Origin of the sequence: Halobacillus salinus, assembly GCF_004684905.1 — a bacterium.
Classification (GTDB): Bacteria; Bacillota; Bacilli; order Bacillales; family Halobacillaceae; genus Halobacillus; species Halobacillus salinus.
In genome coordinates, this window is sequence record NZ_SRJC01000002.1 from 1 (window position 1) to 18,337 (window position 18,337).

16 protein-coding genes are annotated in these 18,337 nt (G+C 46.5%); 3 read left to right on the forward strand and 13 right to left on the reverse strand.

All coding sequences use genetic code 11. From position 1 onward, the window contains the following. Positions 1-392 precede the first annotated feature (392 nt). The 5 genes from argS to speE all read right to left on the reverse strand — a co-directional run bounded on the left by argS (position 393) and on the right by speE (position 5,012). Positions 393-2,060, reverse strand: coding sequence for an arginine--tRNA ligase (argS, locus tag E4663_RS10690; RefSeq protein ID WP_135327610.1), 1,668 nt, complete (start codon positions 2,058-2,060; stop codon positions 393-395). A 3-nt stretch (positions 2,061-2,063) separates the two neighbouring features. Continuing rightward, entirely contained in the window at positions 2,064-2,498 is a 435-nt protein-coding gene (locus E4663_RS10695; protein ID WP_079477914.1) for a YwiB family protein, read from the reverse strand. A 295-nt stretch (positions 2,499-2,793) separates the two neighbouring features. Next, entirely contained in the window at positions 2,794-3,237 is a 444-nt protein-coding gene (locus E4663_RS10700) for a hypothetical protein (RefSeq protein ID WP_135327611.1), read from the reverse strand. Positions 3,238-3,303: 66 nt separating this feature from the next. Further along, positions 3,304-4,176, reverse strand: a complete 873-nt coding sequence (gene speB / locus E4663_RS10705) for an agmatinase (RefSeq protein WP_079477912.1) — start codon at positions 4,174-4,176, stop codon at positions 3,304-3,306. 5 nt (positions 4,177-4,181) lie between these two features. After that, complete coding sequence (gene speE / locus E4663_RS10710; protein WP_079477910.1) at positions 4,182-5,012, reverse strand: spermidine synthase; 831 nt, start codon at positions 5,010-5,012, stop codon at positions 4,182-4,184. A gap of 95 nt (positions 5,013-5,107) precedes the next feature. Between speE and E4663_RS10715 the strand changes: the two genes are divergently transcribed. Continuing rightward, positions 5,108-7,168 (forward strand): transglycosylase domain-containing protein, encoded by a 2,061-nt coding sequence (locus tag E4663_RS10715; protein ID WP_135327612.1) that lies wholly within the window; start codon positions 5,108-5,110, stop codon positions 7,166-7,168. Between the two features lie 174 nt (positions 7,169-7,342). Here the strand turns inward: E4663_RS10715 and E4663_RS10720 are convergent, their stop codons facing one another. The 6 genes from E4663_RS10720 to E4663_RS10745 form a co-directional block, all read right to left on the reverse strand. Then, positions 7,343-7,684, reverse strand: coding sequence for a YolD-like family protein (locus tag E4663_RS10720; RefSeq protein ID WP_079477908.1), 342 nt, complete (start codon positions 7,682-7,684; stop codon positions 7,343-7,345). A 477-nt stretch (positions 7,685-8,161) separates the two neighbouring features. Beyond that, positions 8,162-8,701 (reverse strand): YwhD family protein, encoded by a 540-nt coding sequence (locus tag E4663_RS10725; protein ID WP_079477907.1) that lies wholly within the window; start codon positions 8,699-8,701, stop codon positions 8,162-8,164. 251 nt (positions 8,702-8,952) lie between these two features. Then, positions 8,953-10,935 carry an ABC transporter permease subunit gene (locus E4663_RS10730; protein WP_135327613.1) on the reverse strand — a complete coding sequence of 661 codons (1,983 nt, stop codon included), beginning with the start codon at positions 10,933-10,935 and terminating at the stop codon, positions 8,953-8,955. A 15-nt stretch (positions 10,936-10,950) separates the two neighbouring features. Next, positions 10,951-12,951 carry an ABC transporter permease subunit gene (locus tag E4663_RS10735; protein WP_135327614.1) on the reverse strand — a complete coding sequence of 667 codons (2,001 nt, stop codon included), beginning with the start codon at positions 12,949-12,951 and terminating at the stop codon, positions 10,951-10,953. A gap of 88 nt (positions 12,952-13,039) precedes the next feature. After that, positions 13,040-13,540, reverse strand: a complete 501-nt coding sequence (locus E4663_RS10740) for a YwgA family protein (protein ID WP_135327615.1) — start codon at positions 13,538-13,540, stop codon at positions 13,040-13,042. 12 nt (positions 13,541-13,552) lie between these two features. Next, positions 13,553-14,848 carry an HD domain-containing protein gene (locus E4663_RS10745; protein WP_079477903.1) on the reverse strand — a complete coding sequence of 432 codons (1,296 nt, stop codon included), beginning with the start codon at positions 14,846-14,848 and terminating at the stop codon, positions 13,553-13,555. A gap of 239 nt (positions 14,849-15,087) precedes the next feature. Here E4663_RS10745 and lipL point away from each other — a divergent pair, with 239 nt between their 5' ends. Next, complete coding sequence (gene lipL, locus E4663_RS10750; protein ID WP_135327616.1) at positions 15,088-15,930, forward strand: octanoyl-[GcvH]:protein N-octanoyltransferase; 843 nt, start codon at positions 15,088-15,090, stop codon at positions 15,928-15,930. 67 nt (positions 15,931-15,997) lie between these two features. Here lipL and pta read toward each other — a convergent pair whose 3' ends face one another. Next, positions 15,998-16,972, reverse strand: coding sequence for a phosphate acetyltransferase (pta, locus tag E4663_RS10755; RefSeq protein WP_135327617.1), 975 nt, complete (start codon positions 16,970-16,972; stop codon positions 15,998-16,000). Positions 16,973-17,331: 359 nt separating this feature from the next. Here pta and hemQ point away from each other — a divergent pair, with 359 nt between their 5' ends. Continuing rightward, a complete protein-coding gene (hemQ, locus tag E4663_RS10760; RefSeq protein WP_079477900.1) occupies positions 17,332-18,069 on the forward strand; it encodes a hydrogen peroxide-dependent heme synthase in 738 nt (245 codons plus the stop codon). Positions 18,070-18,151: 82 nt separating this feature from the next. On the opposite strand, the gene E4663_RS19785 is transcribed toward hemQ, so the two are convergent. Continuing rightward, positions 18,152-18,301, reverse strand: a complete 150-nt coding sequence (locus tag E4663_RS19785) for a hypothetical protein (protein ID WP_158290480.1) — start codon at positions 18,299-18,301, stop codon at positions 18,152-18,154. Between the last annotated feature and the right edge of the window lie 36 nt (positions 18,302-18,337).

An 18,337-nucleotide genomic window follows, 5' to 3' on the forward strand; every position in this document is an offset into this window, starting at 1 on the left:
CATCCATATTTAGGTTAAACTGAAAGTGAGTCATCATTATTCCTCCTGCACAAGTTTTTAGCGGTAAAAACATTGTGGTCGGAATGATGATGGCTTATTCTTTTTACACAATTATAAGGACTTAATCTGCTTTTTCTTGTAAAAGGGCACAGAGAACGGCTTTATCTGCCTTTTCAGGATAGTTCCCCCTTTATAAGGGCAGAGACAACGGTTCTATCTGCCCTTTCATGGTCATTCTTCACTGATAAAGACAGCTAGAAAACTCCAGGCCTTACGTTGTTGATTAAAAACCACAAGATAACGCTTCCATTATTACCAATAAAAACAAACTAAGACTTAACAGAAAGAAAAACGCAAGGATCCGCAGGTACCTTGCGTTTTTCAGCTTTCTATTACATTTGTTCTGGTGCAGAAACACCGATCAGTTTCAATGCATTCTGAAGCGTTGTGCGTACGGCCTTCATCAGTGCCAGGCGCGCTGCAGTACGCTCTTTGTGATCCTCATCCAATACTTTTTCAGCGTTGTAGAAGCTGTGCAAGTTGGATGCAAGATCGAATGCGTATTGTGTGATGCGGTGCGGCGTACGCTTGTCTGCTGCATCGGAGACAACTTGCGGGAATTCACCTAGACGTTTCAGAAGGTCTTCTTCTTTTTCCGCCGTCAGATAGCTTCCGTCGAAGTCGTCTGCTGTGAATCCTTTTTCTTCTGCTTGTTTCAGCATTGTACAAATGCGTGCGTGCGCGTATTGTACGTAGAAGACAGGGTTTTCGTTCGACTCAGAACGGGCAAGATCCATATCAAAGTCAAGGTGTGAGTCACTAGAACGCATGGAGAAGAAGTAGCGCATCGCGTCGATTCCGACCTCTTCCATCAGCTCGCGTAGTGTTACGGCTTTACCAGTACGTTTACTCATCTTCACTTTTTCCCCGTCTTGGAACAGGTTGACCATTTGGATGATTTCCACTTCAAGTGTATCTTCCTCATAGCCAAGTGCTTGGATCGCTGCTTTCATTCGTGGAATGTAACCGTGGTGGTCTGCTCCCCAAATGTTGATCAGCGTATCGAATCCGCGGTCGAGCTTATTCTTGTGATAAGCGATATCCGGCGTCAAGTACGTATAAGTGCCGTCATTTTTAATAAGAACGCGGTCCTTGTCGTCACTGAATTTCGTCGTTTCAAACCATGTAGCATCGTCTTTCTCATAGACATAGTTCTTCTCTTTCAGGACGTCGAGCGCCTCCTGGATCTGGCCGCCTTGGTATAGGGACGTTTCAGAGAACCAATTATCGAATGGAACTCGGAATTCCTCAAGGTCTGTCTTGATTTTATCTAAAAGGAATGTAAGACCGTACTGACGGAAGTACTCCTGGCGTTCTTCTTCAGAAGCTTCCACCCACTTGTCCCCTTCTTCTTGAACAAGCGTTTGACCAAGACCGATAATGTCCGCGCCGTGGTATCCATCCTCAGGCATGTTCCACTCTTTGCCGAGCGCCTGCATGTAGCGGGCTTCCACAGAAAGAGCCAGGTTCGCCATCTGGTTACCAGCATCGTTGATGTAATACTCACGAGATACATCGTAACCCGCTGCATCGAGCACATTACATAGAGAATCACCGACAGCCGCACCGCGTGCGTGACCCAAGTGAAGCGTTCCCGTCGGGTTAGCGGATACGAACTCGATCTGGATTTTGTGACCATTGCCGTGGCTCGTACGTCCGTACTCCTCCCCTGCTTCAAGGATCGTCGGCACAAGCTTCGTCAAGTACTGGTTGTTCATGTAAAAGTTGATGAACCCTGGTCCAGCGATGTCGATCTTCTCAATAGATGCTTTCGATTTATCGAACTGCTCGACAAGCTCTGTTGCAATCTGGCGTGGGTTTTTCTTCGCAATGCGGGCAAGCTGCATCGCCATGTTCGTCGCGTAATCTCCGTGCGCCTTATCCTTCGGCTGCTCTAGAACAACGTCCGGCATTTCCTCTTCGGTCGCAAGCTCAGCTGCAAGGACGGCACGAACGACTTCATCCTTCAGCGTCTGTTCCATCTGTTCCACAATGTTCATGATTCAGCTCTCCTCCTCAAACGTCAACGTCAAGCGGTGCGCCTGCGTCACTTCATGGTTTAACGTCATTTCATACTTCAGCGATAATTTTCCGACAGGAGCTTCCTCAAGTGACAGAAACTCCAACTCTTCCGTGAACGTTCTCATATGAAAATCACCATACGTATGGTGGTATAAGTTCTCTGTTTCGAGTCCTTTTTGAAAAACTTGGCGCATCTCGACACCACCGCTCCGCTTGATGCTCACATGGTTCGGTTTCACCGTGACCATCGTCTTGATCGCATCACCTTCGTCCGGGTGCTCCGTGAAAGTCAAGACCTGTGTATCACCACGTTGGAAAAACTGACCTGATTCCGTTACTTCCATCGTCTGTCTTTCATCCTCATCTCGGATTTCCGTTACGAGCTTGACCTGAACGTCTTTTGCGTTACTAGGCATGTCCATCCGCCTTTCATAAAAATTTTTCGTACACTATAACTTATTTATTATAAGAATTCGAGAGAAAAAACGCAAGGGGGTGTGGTGCTTGCTTGGTTCGGGTGCTGGTTTCGTGTTTTCGGCGCGACTTTTTGCTTTTCCGCGCGATTATCCCGATTTGCGCGCGTCTTCCTGCTTTTCTGCGCGACTCTTTCGATTTCAGCGCGACTTCCTGCTTTTCCGCGCGATTCTCCCGATTTGCGCGCGATTTTCTCGATTTGCGCGCGTCTTCCACCTCCACGTAACTCAACCCGGCCTACAACAGCGGCTTCGCATACTCATTGATTTGCTCAATGATCTCCACATGCTGCGTTACACTATAAGCAATATAAAGTACCGCTGCACCACTCACGATCAAACGGTACCAATTTTTCGGCACCTTCTCTTTGAATGGGCGCTTTGCCGGAACGAACATCAACAGTAAGAATGGCAGCAACAAGCCGATGACGGTCAAGTCCACCTTCCACTGACTCCGTTCTTTAGACAACTCCAAATAGAACAACAGTGCTTCCGACTGGTTATCTGAGATATTACTTTCTTCTACTTCAGGGGAAAATAAGCCACGCTCGATCGTTAACGTTTCGCCGTCGATAGTATAGTCATAGCCAGACGGGTTCCAATTTAGACCGAATGTGGCGAACAATAGACTTCCCATGATCACTGTATAAGCCACGATAATACCGATCGTTTTTTTATCCATATTCCTGACTCCTTTTTACCAAATAGAAAAACCACCCTAAAGGTGGCTTTGTCTCTATCGTATCATTTATTTCGTAAAGCCCAAAAGCATTTCACGTACGAATTTGCTTGCGGCAATCTGGGTTTGTTCGGTCGGGTCGTAAGCTGGTGCTACTTCGACCAAGTCTGCGCCGACAACCTGGACTTCGCTGTCGGAGATTTCGTGGATAGCTCCGAGCAGCTCTTTAGACGTAATGCCTCCCGCTTCCGCCGTTCCTGTGCCTGGGGCAAAAGCTGGGTCGAGCACATCGATGTCGATGGTCACATACACCGGACGACCTGCGAGTGACGGGAGTACTTGCTCAAGCGGAGAGAGTACTTCGAACTTGGACATATGCATGCCACTTTCTCTGGCATAGGAGAATTCCTCTCGCATGCCGGAACGGATGCCGAAGGAGTAGATGTTTTCAGGACCGATCAACTCGCATGCTTTTCTGATCGGAGTCGAGTGGGATAATGGCTCTCCTTCGTACTCTTCGCGCAAGTCTGCATGAGCGTCGATGTGGATCACGGCTAGATCCGGATATTTGCGATACATTGCTTTTAGAACCGGCCATGTCACCAAGTGCTCACCACCAAGACCCAGTGGCATCTTGTTCTTATCCAATAGGCGGTCGATATACAATTCGATCATGTCGATACTTCGCTGGGCGTTCCCGAACGGCAGCATGATATCGCCTGCATCATGGTAATCGATTTCTTCCAAGTGACGATCCAAGTACGGGCTGTATTCCTCAAGCCCGATGGATGCTTCCCGGATTCTTCCTGGACCGAAGCGGGAACCTGGACGGAAGCTCGCCGTCCAGTCCATCGGCATGCCGTAGATGACGGTGTCTGCTTCCTCTTCTGTCGCACGGCTCATGATGAACACTTTTCCAGAGTAGCTTTCATCGAACAACATGGTGCTCACTCCTTCGTTAAATCTTTTACGAATTTCGGTAAAGCAAAGCAGGCATTGTGGATCTCTTCTGTGTAATACTTCGTATCGAGCTCCTCAAAGCGCTCCTCTGCTACTTGTAGTGGATCATAGATTTTACTTCCCATCGTAAATGTCCACAGACCACTTGGATAGGTCGGAATATTAGCTGTGTACACTTTGGTGATCGGGAAGGTTTCTTTGACATCACCATACACCTGGCGGATCAAGTCAGCTTTGAACCAAGGGTTGTCCGTCTGTGCAACGAAGATTCCGTCCTCTTTCAACGCCTTCGAGATCCCCTCGTAGAATCCTTTTGAAAATAGATTCACAGCAGGTCCGACCGGTTCTGTAGAGTCAACCATGATGACGTCGTACTCGCGCTCACTTTTTGCGATGTGCATGAACCCGTCATCCACTTTCACTTCAACGCGCTCATCTTCTAATGCTCCTGCAATGGAAGGCAGATAATGCTTAGAGTATTCAATGACTTTTCCGTCGATTTCGACAAGTGTCGCTTTTTCTACACTCTTGTGCTTCAAGACTTCACGGATCACTCCGCCGTCTCCTCCGCCTACTACGAGTACGTTCTTCGGACTCGGGTGGGTGAACAACGGGACGTGTGCCACCATTTCGTGATACACGAACTCATCTCTTTCCGTCGTCATGACCATGTCATCAAGTACGAGCATGTTGCCCCATTCTTTTGTCTCTAACATTTCTAATTCTTGAAAATCGGTTTGTTCTTTATGCAAAGAGCGGTTCACCTTAGCTGTAATGCCGAAGTTCTCCGTCTGTTTCTCTGTAAACCATGTTGCCATGTGTGCTTCGCCTCTTTCATAGGTTTAAAAATATACATATTCTCACATAATAATAGCAGTCTTTATACATTCTTAACAGTTAGGAGTATAAAAGAATGCTCTTTTTTATTCGGTTTACTTTCAAATGGATCAAACGCGGGGCGAAATTCACGCTCTTCGCAGCGCTCCTTGCGCTTATCGGGGTTGTCGGTTTGTTCGGCTATGCCATCGTCCAAGGACCTCCCTCTTTAATGACCGAGCAGAATACCGTTTATTACAGCCAAGGGGACACCGTCATCGGCGAGGACCACGGAGCGGAAGAACGGTATTGGATGAACATTGATGATATGCCGGATTCGATCAAGCAGGCGACGATTGCAATTGAGGACAGGCGATTCTATGATCATTTCGGTTTCGACCTGCGACGGATGGCTTCCGCTGCGTTGACTGACCTTAAGCATATGCAGATGGTCGAAGGGGCCAGTACGATCACCCAGCAATATGCCCGGAACTTGTATCTATCGCACGACAAGACGTGGAAACGGAAAATCCAAGAAGCTTTATATGCCCTTCGTCTAGAAATCTTCTACAACAAAGATGAGATTCTAGAAGGTTATTTGAACACGATCTACTACGGGCACGGCTCGTATGGAATCGAAGCCGCTAGCCGCTACTTTTTCAACAAATCGGCGGAAGACTTGACCCTTACTGAATCAGCGATGCTCGCAGGCATCCCGAAAGGCCCGAGTTACTACTCTCCCCTCGCAAACGCAGAGAACGCCAAATCACGCCAAGAGCTGATTTTACGCGAAATGGAGAAAAGCGGGTTCATTACTGGCGATGAGAAATCGGAAGCAATCACTGCAAGCCTGACCTATTCCGATCAAACCGACCAAACGAAAAAAGACGTGGCACCATACTTTCAAGACCAAGTGCTGACAGAAGCGGCACGGATCTTAGACATCGAACGGGAAGCGGTCCAAACAGGCGGATACCATATTTACACCACACTGGTGGAAGACCACCAGAAGATTTTAGAGGAAAAAGTGGATGCCGCCATGCCAGCGGAAGAAGATGCCCAAGTGGCCGCTGCCGTCATGGATAGTGAGACCGGGGGCATTACTGCTCTAGTAGGCGGACGCGATTACAGTGAAAGTTCTTACAACCGCGCGACACAAGCAAGACGACATGTTGGCTCGACGATCAAGCCGTTTCTCTATTACGCCGCGCTGAAAGAAGGCGATTCTCCTGTCACGATGAGAGAGAGTACGGAAACGGCCTTCAAATGGCAAGGAAAAGAAGATGGCTACACACCGTCCAACTACAACAATAAATACGCTGAAAAGCCAATCACGATGGCACAGGCACTGGCTGTGTCGGATAATATTTACGCCGTTACAACGCATTTGGATATTGGTCCCGACAAACTGGTCAATACACTGAAGACATTTGGAATTTCCACCTCCACCAAACCTATCCCTTCGCTTGCTCTTGGAGCGGCGAACATCTCGCTTTACGAAATGATCGAAGGGTATGGAAAAATGGTCAAAGGGTCCGAATCACTAAAAGGACATACGATCAAGAAAATCACCGACCGCCATGACAATGTGCTGTATGAGTACAAGCCAGTTTATGATGAAGACGACCCGATCGATCCAGACCTGGCCTTTACCGTCACTCACATGATGACAGGCATGTTCGATTCTGCCTTAAGCGCTGATTATGCACCTGTTACAGGGTCCCCTATCCAAGGGAAACTGACACGTATGTATGGCGGTAAATCCGGAACGACCGATCACGACAGCTGGATGATCGGCTTCAGCCCGCAGCTTGTCTCTGCCGTATGGATCGGTCATGACGACGGGAATAAACCACTTGCTGATTTTAACGAAAAACGTTATGCCAAAAATATTTGGGCCTCCACGATGGAGACAATACACGAATCGATGCCGCCAGCTGCTTTCACACCACCACCTGGCGTGAAGGGCGTCTACATCGATCCGGAAACCGGCTACCGTTCCGGCCCGAACTGCCCGCAAGAACGGCTTATGTATATGAAGAAAGAAGACATTCCTAAAAACGTCTGTGGAAGTGATGACACTCGAAGCGAGGACGACCTCGAAGATGAATTCAAGGATGATCCTTGGTTCAAAGATGTAGTGGACTGGATCTTCTAATCAATCTTAAATAAAAAAAGACAGAAAAAACGACCGGTGAGCATCCGGTCGTTTTTTCTGTCCTAGTAATACATGTGTAACCCATGTGTTACTTAATATATTACCCGCATCTGTCTCCGTCAAGATTCGACTTCTAAGTTTTGGATGTTTTTTTGTGAACATTTTGTGAACGGATTACACAATCGATATATCAGAGATTTGGTCCAGTGAAATAACAACCGGATCCTTCGTCGCCCAGTCCACTCCATAAACCTTGCGCTCGAGCTTGTTCACCTGTTTCATTTTCAGCTTTAATTCATCGTAATCGAACCCGTTATGGACTTTGACACGCACCGTCAGATCATCACTCAAAGCACGTTGCAACAAGAAATCAATTTCGACGGCCTTCTGTTCATCCAACATCCCCTTCTCTACTCGCTCATCTTCTTTCCACAAATTGCGGATCATCTCAACGTGCTCCGGTAGCATGAGAGATGTCCATTTGATTGATCCTCGATCGCGGTTCTGCTGACCCATTACTGCTCCTCCTTGTAACACGAACATTTGTTCTTATTCTATCATAAATGGGCCGAGCGTAAACTGGTATTTCGCGGAAAGTTTTGCCGAAGTCTGACGCCAAGCGCGTTAGAGCATAAAAAAGGTTGGAAGAACGGTTCTGTTATAAAAAAAAGTGGGCCGTGGGGTGGAAAACAGGTCGCGTTCCGCGGCGGACGCCGAGCCTCCTCGGACTTAAAGCCCTGTGGGGTCTCGCCGTTGTCCGTGCATCCCGCAGGAGTCTCCCTGTTTTCCACCCCACTATGCGAGAATTTGTAGGAACAGAACCAAGCGATACACAGGATTAACCTTCATTTGGTACAGCCAACCTAGTGAGGCAAAGAGGTTCAGGCTTCTTATGATGGAGGTTGGAGAAACAGACCGCACTTAAAAATACCGACTGTACTTTCCCAGACAACCTAAAAAACCACAGGAGACCCTGTGGTTTTTCGTGACTTATTAGACGCCTAAGGCGTCTTTCAGTTCTTCACTCGTGTTTTCCCATAGTTCCGGTTTGAAATCGCGGAGGAATTCACCGAGTAGTTTCTTAGACGTTTCGTCCATATGATCGACGGCAAATTTACCTTTCAAGGACTTATCCATATGGTTCACGTGCTCTGGCATCAGCTTGTAGCCGCGCTTGATGGAACGATCGACACGGAGTTCACTTGCTGCGACACCGTAGTAGCCTGCTCCTGCTCCTTCACGGTGATCGACTGTAATCCAGGCGATCCAGTACAGAAGGCCATTCGGGACTTCTTCTTTGTTCGGAAGAAATTTAATTCGCTTCTCCACCTTACTTCTGGCGTGAAGGGCACCCATATCGATGAAGGCTTCTCCTTCGTTCGGGTCGACAATGACAGGCGTCATGTTCTCAAGACTGATTGAACCGACACCGTAACCACCGTGTCCATCCGTCGAATCGTCTTTTAGAATGGTGAATTGATTTTTCTTTTTATCGTTTCCGTCTTTGTTCTTAAATTGATCGAACTCTTTCATCGTAGCGGGTCCTCCTCTTCAGACTCACAGTTTGTCCTTATTCTAACATATTCTAAAGTCACTTTTTAGGAGAAGGCCTTACAGAAAATTTTTGTCGAAAAAAAGGGATTTCAGAAAAGGTGTGGAATAAGTAGAGAACAGATCTATCACTAAAAGGGGCATTCGGCCCAAGCCATACACATACATAACGGCAGCAGAAAGCCCGCGGTGGAACTATCCATCGCGGGCTTTCTGTTATATCTGTACAGAGCTCAACCAGACCTACGCCTTGCTAGCTCCTCCTCGATAAATTCAAATTCTTCTTCCCGAACAGAAGAGGGGGTCTGTTCTTCCTTTTTCCTCTTCGTAAGTAGACCTTTCCACCAGGACGTGCGTTTGATCGGAACTCCGACCCTGATATGTTGAACCTCTTTGATCCCGGCAATGATCAGCTGCATAGCGATAATAAGAACCATGAAGCAGACAAGGGCCGGAACGATGTACCACCAGTTACCTGTCATCAACGAGTTCTTCGCCGCTCCGATCAATCCGGACCATTCATTCGTGGAAGAGCGCGGGGGATCAGGTGGATAGATAATCGTTCCACCGAAGAAGACGTCCAGCACACCAAGGTGAATCAAAAGCAATAGCGTCTGGATGAATTGCTGACCGAACACGATTCCCATCCGTGCACTCAAGTGTGGCAAGAGGTGTTTCCAAAGTAAATGGACCGAACTCCCTCCCATCACTTTCGTACTGATGACGAACTCTTCTTTCAAGAATTGCTTCATTTCGTTCCCGAATAGAATCATGACAAGCGGCACGACGAGAAGCGTCAGCATCGTCCCTTCATATAAAATACGCTCCCACTGCGTCGAATCATCCATTCCCGGAGTGAAATCCAGGACCGGCTTCAGCACAATGTAAGCAATGATCGTGAGCGGCAGGAAGTGCATGCCATCAACTAACTTTTCCACTCCCCTCTGCAGCTTGGGCGGGAAGAAAAAGGCGAAGGGAATTGCCAATATAAATCCTACTATCATACGCAAGAAAGCGACGACCAGAGCAAAGAGAATCGTGTATTTAGCTCCTACCAGCAGCTGGTCGACAATGCTGAAGCCCAGCTCATCAGTACCGAGAAATACAAATTCCGGAGAGTGCGGATTGGCACTCACCAGTTTGCCATTTTCATCGTATATAAGGATCGTTTGCTCAATGAGTGGGTCGGCCGTAAACGTGTGGATGAAACTGACGGTAAGCATTGTCCCGATGATCAGAAACCCTGCCAAGAATTTCGGATTTTTGAAGTGGGCTGCAAACTCCTTCATCACCCGTTTGAATGACTTTCCTTGCCCTTTAAGTGAAATGCTGCCGAGAAAATGATTCATTCTTACAGTCGGAACGCTCATCATCGAATCATCGCGAAAGACAAACGTTTCCACCCCTTGATAAAGAAAGAAAAACGGAGTGAACAACAATATCAAGATAACGGCGGTCACGAATGGACGGAAATCACTCAAAAAGGCCCAAGTGATACCATTTATATTAAAAATGTATTCAAAGATGAACAGGCTTGAGAGCGCCCCCCATACAATGATTTTAGAATGATAAAACATGCTTTTGACGATATTCCGCATCATATGGATGTTCAAAATCCTGCTTTTGACAAGGCCCTTACTTTTCGCCATATCAACGTAGGACTTCGTCATCTCTTCTTCCATCAACGCCATGATGACCTTATACATCATCACCGTAGGGAGGACAGCAATCGTCAGGATCGGAAGAGCATAAATGCGGTCCTGTCCCACTGTCGCAAAGTCCATAACAATGATACCGGATTGTTTGTAAAACCAAACGATCAGTATTTGCAGACCGAAGGCAAGCAACAGATCAGGAATTGCTTCGAACAGATGCAGCACACGCTCCATCATTCTTTTGACCCAGCGCGGCATGTACATCGTACCAAGCGCTAAGAAGAATGCGAGCGTCAAACCGAGCACAATTCCGGACAAGAACAAGGTCATCGAATATCGATATAGCCTCCACAGAAACCCGAATATCGGCTCAGGATGCCCTTTATAGAAATACACCCAGTCCGAAGGGGTTACCATCATGATGAATAACCTTTTCAGCTCAGATAAATAAAGCGATATATTGAAAAACGCCCCGTCTTGAAACAGAACAGGCATCGTACTGATCAGAGCAATGCCTACGATACCTAATACATAATAAAACAAGAACGAAAGCACCCTCATGTTACATCCTCCTCTCTAACCTTGTTTCCGACGTTCTATCCAGACTTCATCCGTAAACACGAAATCCTCCGGTTTTGGATCAGTGTTTTCTTGTTGAGATTTCGATCTTCTCCTACCCCATACCTTGCGCAACCAGTTGGAACGCTCAATCGGCACCCCTACCCTGACTTGTTGCACCTCTTTGATGCCGGAGATAATCAGTTGCATCGAGAAAATGAGGATGACAAAGCAAACAAGTGCAGGAATGATATACCACCAGCGACCGGTCATCAATGAATCTTTGGATGCTCCTATCAGTCCCGACCATTCATTAGTCATCGACCGTGGTGGATCATTTTGATACCTTGAGAAGGTCAGCTTCGTCCCTCCAAAATACAGGTTGAATACGCCGAGGTGGATCAACAGCAGCAACGTCTGGATAAACTGTTGACCGAATACCACTCCCATCCGGCTGCTTAGATGTGGCAGGAGGTGTTTTCTCAACAAGTGGACCGAGCTTCCTCCCATCACCTTCGTACTCATCACGAACTCCTCTTTCATTAGAAGCTTCATCTCGTTTCCGAATAGCGTCATGACGAGTGGTACAACTAGAATCGTCATAATGATTCCCTGATACAATATCCGTTCGAATTCCGTTGTAGTGAATCCTCCCATCGGCATCCTCAATACAGGCATCAACAACACGTAAGCAATCAAGGTCATCGGTAAGAAATGCATACCGTCTACCAATTTCTCGAAAACCCGCTGCAGTTTAGGCGGAAAGAAAAAGGCGAACGGAATAGCGAGAATAAAGCCAATCAGCATTCTGAAGAATGCGACAGCCAGCGCAAATAGTATCGTATATTTCGCTCCGACAACCAGCTGATCGAAAATGCTGAATCCTAACTCGTCGGTTCCTAGAAATACATACTCCGGCGAATGCGGGGCGGCGCTGACCAGCTTGTCATTTTCATAAATATGGTAGAACTTGTCTACAAGAGGGTCTGCGGTCATCGTGTAGACAATGCTCCAAACAAGCAGCGAGGTAATCACGAGAAAACCGATCAGGAATTTACCATTTTTGAAATGGGCGCCCACTTCCTTCAGCATCTGTGTAAACCATTTAGCACTTCCGCCCTTGAACTTGGGACTGCCCACGAAGGTATTCATATTCCAGTTGATTTCTTTTGAAACGCTGCGGTCCTTAAAGATGAACAGCTCTGTCCCTTGGTAAATGATGAAGAATGGTGTGAACAGCATCAGTAGGATTGCGGACGTGACAATCGGCCTGAAATCCTGGAAGAAGGCTGTCGTAATGCCATTGATATTGAATATGTACTCAAATATGAACAAACTGGATAGCGATACCCAAATCATGATCTTGGAATGATAGAAAATATTTTTCATGATGTTGCGGACGACGTGGACATTCAATATCATACCTTTTTCTAACCCTTTACTTCTCGCCATCTGGACATAAGACCTGGACATCTCTTCGTCCATCAACATGAGGATGATCTTGTACATCATAATCATCGGCAGGACTGAAATCGCAAGAATCGGTAAGGTATAAATTTTGTCCTCTCCGACGGAGGCGAAGTCTATGAATAAGATATCTGTTTGTTTAAACAGCCAGACGATGAAAAGCTGAAGAGAGAATGCAAGCAAGAGATCCGGAATCGACTCGAGCAGATTCAATAAGCGCTCAATTGTCGACTTCGCCCACTTTGGCAAGAACATCGTTCCGAGTGCAAATAGAAAGGCAAGAATAAAGGCTAAAATGATTCCAGCAAAAAAGAGCGTCATCGAATATCGATAAGGTTCCCATAGGTAGTCGAATAACGGGACTGGATTCCCTTTAAAGAGATAGACCCAATCAGAGGGCTGAAACAGACTCGCCACTAGCATTTTGAACTCTGCAAAGTAAGCTGACAAATTGAACAGGGATCCCTGCCTGAACAAAGCAGGTGTCGTACTAACCAGTAGGATCCCAATGATCCCGAGTATGTAATAAAAGAAGAACTTCACTATTTTCATTTTCTTCGACCCCTATTTTCATATTTTTCAGATATCAGTTAATAAAAAAATAGATATACTGAATGTACCAGTATATCTATCCTATATCTTAATGGATGGTCCGGAGTTTTTCAATAAATTCCCATCCATTTTCCAAGTCTTCATCTGTATAATTCTGGGTGCTCTTGACGGTGTAAACTTTTTCCTTCACTTCTTCTTTCGGAAGGTGTTCGAAAAACAACATCGTAGAGACGAGCTCAAGAAAACGGGAACTCTTTTCGTTCATCGTTGCAATATGCTCATGAAGCGGCGGCATATTATTTTCATAGTGTTCGAGAAAAGCTTTCCCATTATCCGTCAACTTGTAACGGTACTGGTAATAGTTCTTCTTCTCTTCTTTCGTCTCACTGATAAATCCAAGGTTGCACATCTCTTCGACCCGTAACGTCAATTCTTCTGAGTACGGGCCGTAAAAATGGAATTGGTAGCGCTCTTCAAATGGGATCTCACACTTTTTCAGTATGTAAATCATCTTCTGAAGCTTCTTACGCCCGACAACTTCATCCGTGCTTGAGAAAAACTGCATCAACTTTGCGTGATTCTCTAACATGGAAGCTCACTCCTATCCATACAATATTTCCATAATCCGCTTCTTCGTCTTACTACGATTGGACATCTCCTGCAGGCGGTCGAGAGGGATGTACAATTTATGATCCGTCCGTTTCTTTCCGGAGATCGATTCTACGATGTCTGATAGTCTGGAAAGTTCTTTGAGTTCCTGATTCGGCTGCAGCAAGTGAATTGGTAGCCGCTCCCCTTCCTCACCAGGCCGGTAGAAATCATACGGCAGGTCAGAACTTGAATCGACGACTAGATAATAATCCGGATTCAGCCCCGCTTTTTGGAACAGCTTGTACAACTCCATCCATTCATTCATCTGAGAGTTCGGGTTGAACTCGATATATTTGAACAACTTCCGGTTAACAAACCGGTGGCACAAGTCACTAAGCACCGGATCCTCTTCCTGCATCCACGTCTGAAAGTAATAAAGCGTGACGGCTTCATCAAGCGCCAAATACTCAGACAGGTTCGGCTTCCCTTCAAAAAAGGAAAGGAAATGGACTGGCTCTAGTTTGAATGTGTAGTCCGACTCATAGAGCTCCTTCGCTCTGTGTAGAATTTTCGTCAGGATGACTTCTGCACTGCGTGTGACAGGATGGAAGTACACTTGCCAATACATCTGGTAGCGACTCATAATATAATCTTCCACCGCGTGCATCCCGCTTTCCTTCACAACGACCTGATCCTCCATCGGCCGCATGACCCTGAGAATCCTTTCCATATCGAAGTGACCATAGCTTACACCAGTGAAATACGCATCCCGCTGCAAGTAATCCATACGATCGGCATCGATCTGGCTCGAGATCAAGCTTACGACAAGCTTGTTGGAATACGTCTTGTTAATGACGTCTGCCACCTTCTCAGGGAAGCCCTCCTCCACTCTACGGAGCACCTGATTCACTTCCGTATCTCCGAGCAGGATCGCCTGCGTGAAATCTTCATGATCGAGCTTGAACACTTTTTCAAAGGAATGGGAAAAAGGACCGTGACCCAAATCATGAAGCAGTGCCGCACTTAAACAAAGCAGGCGTTCTTCATCATCCCAATTCGGCCGATCTTTGAAGTTTTCGATAATGCGCCTCACAATTTCATACACACCTAAAGAGTGATTGAAACGGCTATGCTCTGCGCCGTGAAAGGTCAGATAGGATGTCCCTAACTGTTTAATACGGCGAAGTCTTTGAAATTCAGCTGTCCCGATCAAATCCCAGATCACACGGTCCCGTACGTGAACGTAGCGGTGAACGGGATCTTTAAACACCTTTTCTTCACTTAACTTCTCATCACGATAAGCCATCAGCTTTTCCTTTCCACTCGACATTTTTTACTATTATATACCTTTTCACAAGACAAGAAAACGTCTTGACTTTCACATATATTGGATTTTCCATAACCGGACCCTCTCTTAAAGAGGGTCACAGGTTCAACATTTTATCAAAATCTTTTCCCGTTGAGTAGACCATATTTCGATGAATCGGTAGTTTCTTTGATATACTAGGAACGTAGCAACATTGTAAACGTGAAGGAGCTATCAATATGCAACAAACCCATACATTACTACAAACGGGCGCTTACCGCTTCATCGACCAGAGCAGCCTCGGTCCGAACTTCAACGCACTGCAGTCGTTTGCGACCGATGATGCACTGGCGATTTCTGTCGGCGAAGGTTCCAGCCCGACAGCGGCTCGCCTCTGGGTCCACCACGATACGATCGTACTCGGAATTCCGGACGCCAGACTTCCTTACATCGAGGAAGGTGTCGAGTATCTCGAATCTGAAGGGTACAAAGTCATCGTCCGTAACTCAGGTGGACTAGCTGTCGTGCTGGATGAAGGCGTCTTAAACCTATCCCTCATCTTCCCGAACCAAGAGGGCGTAAACATACACGAAGGTTACGATGCGATGGTTTCGTTCATTCATTTATTGTTTGAAGACTTAACCACCGATATCGAGGCCTATGAAATCACCCGCTCTTACTGCCCAGGGACATACGACTTGAGCATAGACGGAAAGAAATTCGCCGGAATCTCGCAGCGTCGTGTCAAAAATGGCTCAGCCGTGCAAATTTATTTGGACGTGACGGGAAGTGGTGCGGAACGGGCACAGCTGCTGAAGAGTTTTTATGAAGTGAGTAAAAAAGGAGAAGAGACCCGCTTCACCTACCCGGATATCGACCCGGGCGTGATGGCCTCTATGAACGAGCTGCTCGGCACGTCGATGACAGTCGCGGACGTACGCGATCGTGTATTACGAAAGCTCTACGATTTATCCGGTCATATCGTAACAGACCCGTTGGAAGGAAAAGAAATGGAGAATTTCGAGAAACGGTTTGAGCAGATGATCAAACGGAATGCAAAAGCGCTGGAAAACCTCAAATAGAGGTCCAGCGCTTTTTTTTAAATAAAGAAAAACCACGGCCATGTAAAGCCGTGGTTTTCAGTAATTATTATTGAACGGATTGAGCTGCTGTGATGATGGCTAGCTTGTACACATCATCTGCGTTACATCCGCGGGATAGGTCGTTTACTGGTTGGTTAAGACCTTGAAGGACAGGACCTACTGCATCGAAGTTACCGAGACGCTGTGCAATTTTGTAGCCGATGTTTCCAGCTTCAAGACTCGGGAAGATAAAGGTATTCGCTTCGCCTTTCAATGGAGAGTCTGGCGCTTTCTTCTCTGCGACAGAAGGAACGAAGGCTGCGTCGAACTGGAACTCACCATCGATGACAAGATTATTATTCTGTTCTTTCGCAAGCTTCAATGCTTCTGAAACCTTTTCTGTTTCCGGAGACTGGGCGGAACCTTTAGTAGAGAAGCTCAACATCGCAACTTTCGGGTCGATGTCGAATAGAGCTGCTGTCTCTGCACTTGCTAGCGCGATTTCCGCTAGGTCCTGGCTGTCCGGGTTGATGTTGATCGCACAGTCAGCGAATACATATTTCTCCTCTTCGCGAACCATCACGAACACACCGGAAGTCTTCTTGATTCCAGGCTTCGTCTTGATGATTTGCAGTGCTGGGCGAACTGTGTCCGCTGTTGAATGAGCAGCACCACTTACAAGACCGTCTGCTTTGCCCATGTAGACAAGCATCGTACCGAAGTAGTTAGCCACTTGAAGGACTTCGCGTGCTTTCTCTTCCGTCGCTTTTCCTTTACGACGCTCAACAAAGCTTGCTACCATCTCGTCGAATTCGTCGTAGTTAGCTGGATCAAGAATTTCTGCTCCAGAAACATCTACGCCTACTTCCGCTGCTTTCTGTTCTACTTTTTCTTTATTTCCGACTAGTACAGGTTTCACTAGACCGTCGGCTCCAAGCTGGCTTGCAGCTGTTAGGATACGCTCGTCCAAAGCTTCAGGAAACACGATTTTCTTGCCTTTTCCATCAATCTTTGCTTTCAAAGTATCAAATAGGTTACTCATGTTTAACCCTCCATTTTTTCATTTCTGTTATATATGATAAGACCTTTTGTGTTCAAATGAAAGTGGTATGGTTCGAATTTTTATAAGGAAGCGATTTCAATTTCACTTTACCCTCTTTCGGGTGATCTCATTCGTGAGAGAGTGGGATTTAGGCGTTAAGACACTTTGATTGGACGTTGGGGCACTTTCGTTTAGCGTTAAGTCACTTTAATTTACGCTAAGGCACTTTGACTTTACGTTAGGTCACTTTCCCCCGAGGATAAGTCACTTTCCAACGAAAGCTGAAAAATGAAGTCTTACGTTAAACTGTGTTATATTGAAACAGGAGAATTTTTTATAAAAAAAGGAGCGATCGCACCATGCCAGAAGCAGTAACGACAATGGATGGCTGGTATTGCTTGCACGACTTCCGTTCCATCGACTGGACGGCGTGGAAGTATGCAAGTAACGAAGACCGTGAACAAGCAATCCATGAATTCAAAGAAATGGTTGGAACTTGGGAAGGAACAGAGAAGGCCAAAGAAGGCAGTCATGCACTATATACAATCGTTGGTCAAAAAGCAGACTTTCTTATGATGATTCTGCGTCCGACGATGGAAGAGCTGAATGCAATCGAGACCACTTTTAATAAATCGAAGTTGGCAGAGTTCACAAAGCCTGCTTACTCTTATGTATCGATCGTCGAGCTCTCCAACTACATGGGCAACGCAGACGAGAACGATCCTGAAATCCAGGCGCGCCTGAAGCCGACGCTTCCGAAATGGAACCACATCTGTGTGTATCCGATGGACAAGCGCCGCCAAGGCAACGATAACTGGTATGTGCTAGAAAAAGAAGACCGCGCCAAGTTGATGTATCAACACGGCATGACAGGTCGTCAATATGCGGGTAAAATCCGTCAGATCATCACCGGTTCCTTCGGTTTCGATGACTGGGAATGGGCGGTTACGTTATTTGCTCACGATCCGCTTCAGTTCAAGAAGCTTGTTTATGAAATGCGCTTCGACGAAGTGACTTCCCGTTACGGCGAATTCGGTAAGTTCTATGTGGGTAACATCTTGAAAACAGAAGCGATTGAGGAATTTCTACAAGTGTAAAGAAACACACAGAGACTCTGCTGTCCTAGCAGAGTCTTTTTCTATGCATAAAAAAGACCCCACTGACTTCAGTAGAGCCTCCCTAGATTCCATCAAACAAGTTGATAACTACTTTCCCGATGCCCCGGAGCAACCAGTACAACATCCGAACTGGCATAATGAGCAGTTCCGGCACCCATAGCAATACTTCAACCACCCATTCCCATCGACTGGAATGCTTTCTTCTTTTCATGCCCATCCTCCGTTCCTTTCCTATCTATACGCAAAG

Excerpts from the sequence above, each read along its gene's own strand:
- argS (WP_135327610.1), bottom strand. The coding sequence starts at position 2,060 with ATGAACATTGTGGAACAGATGGAACAGACGCTGAAGGATGAAGTCGTT.
- E4663_RS10695 (WP_079477914.1), bottom strand. The coding sequence starts at position 2,498 with ATGCCTAGTAACGCAAAAGACGTTCAGGTCAAGCTCGTAACGGAAATC.
- E4663_RS10700 (WP_135327611.1), bottom strand. The coding sequence starts at position 3,237 with ATGGATAAAAAAACGATCGGTATTATCGTGGCTTATACAGTGATCATG.
- speB (WP_079477912.1), bottom strand. The coding sequence starts at position 4,176 with ATGTTGTTCGATGAAAGCTACTCTGGAAAAGTGTTCATCATGAGCCGT.
- speE (WP_079477910.1), bottom strand. The coding sequence starts at position 5,012 with ATGGCAACATGGTTTACAGAGAAACAGACGGAGAACTTCGGCATTACA.
- E4663_RS10715 (WP_135327612.1), top strand. The coding sequence starts at position 5,108 with ATGCTCTTTTTTATTCGGTTTACTTTCAAATGGATCAAACGCGGGGCG.
- E4663_RS10720 (WP_079477908.1), bottom strand. The coding sequence starts at position 7,684 with ATGGGTCAGCAGAACCGCGATCGAGGATCAATCAAATGGACATCTCTC.
- E4663_RS10725 (WP_079477907.1), bottom strand. The coding sequence starts at position 8,701 with ATGAAAGAGTTCGATCAATTTAAGAACAAAGACGGAAACGATAAAAAG.
- E4663_RS10730 (WP_135327613.1), bottom strand. The coding sequence starts at position 10,935 with ATGAGGGTGCTTTCGTTCTTGTTTTATTATGTATTAGGTATCGTAGGC.
- E4663_RS10735 (WP_135327614.1), bottom strand. The coding sequence starts at position 12,951 with ATGAAAATAGTGAAGTTCTTCTTTTATTACATACTCGGGATCATTGGG.
- E4663_RS10740 (WP_135327615.1), bottom strand. The coding sequence starts at position 13,540 with ATGTTAGAGAATCACGCAAAGTTGATGCAGTTTTTCTCAAGCACGGAT.
- E4663_RS10745 (WP_079477903.1), bottom strand. The coding sequence starts at position 14,848 with ATGGCTTATCGTGATGAGAAGTTAAGTGAAGAAAAGGTGTTTAAAGAT.
- lipL (WP_135327616.1), top strand. The coding sequence starts at position 15,088 with ATGCAACAAACCCATACATTACTACAAACGGGCGCTTACCGCTTCATC.
- pta (WP_135327617.1), bottom strand. The coding sequence starts at position 16,972 with ATGAGTAACCTATTTGATACTTTGAAAGCAAAGATTGATGGAAAAGGC.
- hemQ (WP_079477900.1), top strand. The coding sequence starts at position 17,332 with ATGCCAGAAGCAGTAACGACAATGGATGGCTGGTATTGCTTGCACGAC.
- E4663_RS19785 (WP_158290480.1), bottom strand. The coding sequence starts at position 18,301 with ATGAAAAGAAGAAAGCATTCCAGTCGATGGGAATGGGTGGTTGAAGTA.